The following is a 1,676-nucleotide window of genomic DNA, read 5'->3' as shown; positions in this document are numbered from 1 at the left end:
GCTCAGCGTCCGGCTGCCTGCCTCGGCCGCCAGCGCATCGCGGGCGTGCACGTTGGCGATGCCGGTGCCGACCGCGAGCCGTTCGGTGGCGCCCAGCAGCGCCGCCGCCTGGGTCAGCGATTCCTTGCCCGCCGCTTCGCCGTAGAACAGCGAGCCGTAGCCCAGCTGCTCGATCTCGCGGGCGTGCGGCTGGACGTCGCGGATCGGCCAGGCGTCGCTGGTCCACCACACGCCGACGCGGGAACTGAAGTCGATCTTAGCCATGACCCCGATGCTAGTCCCGCGGCCGGGACCGCACCCATTTCCGCGTCATCGATGGCGGCGACGGCTTCAGGCTCGCCTGCTGCCAAGGGGGTTGCGGGCTGTGCTGCCGCCACTCGTTCCGCCGCGCTCGTGCGCGACGGATCCTCGACGGCGCGGGCGATGGCTGATTCCCGTTCCAGCAGGTACAGGCGAACGTCCGCACCGGACTGCGCCCATGCTGTGGTTCTCTGATCGAGGCGCGTCGTGGCGTGCTGCTTCGCAGTTCCGAAGGAACTTGGTCAGCCGTCGTGGACCGACAGGCCCCGTCTTGCACAACATCGACGCGCTCGCGGTAGTGCCCGGGCATGCTGTCATTCGAGGTCGGTGACCAGCACGTTGCCGCCGCCGTGGGAGGCGAGTTGGCGATGGGCGCGTGCGATGGCGTCTTTCTCGGTGCCGGTGAGCCGGGCGGTGTGCTGGCCTTCGGCATCGGTGATCTGCCACGCATCGTCGGACAGCGTGCGGGAGATGTACCTGGTGTGCCGGCTCATGCGTTCGCCGCGGTGTGCAGCGGTACCGGTGCGGACGCGGCCTGCGGCGCCGATGTGCGCACTCCCGCGGCCAGCAACGGGTCCTGCAGCCGTAAACGTGCATTGATCACGCTGAACGCCAGCCCGCGATGCGCCGCGTAGGTGCGCACGGCGGCAAGTAGATCGATGCCCGCGTCGTCGATGTCGCCGGCCGCGGAGAGGTCGAGGACCGTGTTCGGGGGCGCTGTCAACAGGTGCGGCCTCAGCCTCTCGGCCAGTGCGGATGTTCCGGATCCGGTGATGTCACCGTCTACCGGGAAAGCGGCTGGGAAAGTGGGACAGGGGGTTGTTGTCCGCATTGGACTCCAATGCAATAAGAGGGCTCAGCCGACCCGGCGCGAGCGGTCGCGGCTGCAGGTGGCTGGATTCGGGAACGTCCGCGGGGAGCCGGGGCGACGGTCACGGACTCGGCTCTACCGGGCGGGAAAAGTGTGCGAGCGAGAAAACTCGCCGGGATGTCGTGCGCCCGTGGTGGGCTGTTCGGCACGAGTGGCGCGCTCCGGCGCGAAGGCGCTGCCCGGGATCGACACGGCTCGACCGCGCGACGCGGGAGCAGTGTCGGGGGTGCCCTGGTGCCCCGCAAAGCGGGGCACCGAGCGTGACTTCAGATCGCGCGGACGACTTCCGCCTGGGCGCCCTTGGGGCCTTGGGTCACCTCGAAGCTCACCTGCTGGTTCTCCTCGAGACTGCGGAAGCCCGTGCCGTCGATGGCCGAGTAGTGCACGAACACGTCCGGCCCGCCCTCGTCAGGGGCGATGAAGCCGAAGCCCTTCTCCGAGTTGAACCACTTCACGATTCCGTTCGTCATGTGCTGTCTCCGTTCGAGAGATGGGAAGTATCACG

General features: G+C 68.7%; 4 protein-coding genes. All 4 read right to left on the bottom strand.

From position 1 onward, the window contains the following. Positions 1-264 (bottom strand): LLM class flavin-dependent oxidoreductase (locus IJH84_RS01745; protein ID WP_295139474.1); only part of this gene is annotated, 264 nt, incomplete at its 3' end. Positions 265-614: 350 nt separating this feature from the next. Next, positions 615-794, bottom strand: coding sequence for a DUF2188 domain-containing protein (locus IJH84_RS01740; RefSeq protein ID WP_295139472.1), 180 nt, complete (start codon positions 792-794; stop codon positions 615-617). Continuing rightward, entirely contained in the window at positions 791-1,132 is a 342-nt protein-coding gene (locus IJH84_RS01735) for an STAS domain-containing protein (protein WP_295139469.1), read from the bottom strand. The genes IJH84_RS01740 and IJH84_RS01735 overlap by 4 nt, the downstream gene beginning before the upstream one ends. A 305-nt stretch (positions 1,133-1,437) precedes the next feature. Further along, complete coding sequence (locus tag IJH84_RS01730; protein ID WP_295139467.1) at positions 1,438-1,641, bottom strand: cold-shock protein; 204 nt, start codon at positions 1,639-1,641, stop codon at positions 1,438-1,440. Positions 1,642-1,676 lie beyond the last annotated feature (35 nt).

It is taken from the genome of Saccharopolyspora sp. (assembly GCF_017434145.1).
Classification (GTDB): Bacteria; Actinomycetota; Actinomycetes; order Mycobacteriales; family Pseudonocardiaceae; genus Saccharopolyspora_C; species Saccharopolyspora_C galaxeae.
Note: the sequence above shows the minus strand (reverse complement) of the source record. Positions and strands in the feature narration are given on the sequence as shown.

Excerpts from the sequence above, each read along its gene's own strand:
- IJH84_RS01740 (WP_295139472.1), bottom strand. The coding sequence starts at position 794 with ATGAGCCGGCACACCAGGTACATCTCCCGCACGCTGTCCGACGATGCG.
- IJH84_RS01735 (WP_295139469.1), bottom strand. The coding sequence starts at position 1,132 with ATGCGGACAACAACCCCCTGTCCCACTTTCCCAGCCGCTTTCCCGGTA.
- IJH84_RS01730 (WP_295139467.1), bottom strand. The coding sequence starts at position 1,641 with ATGACGAACGGAATCGTGAAGTGGTTCAACTCGGAGAAGGGCTTCGGC.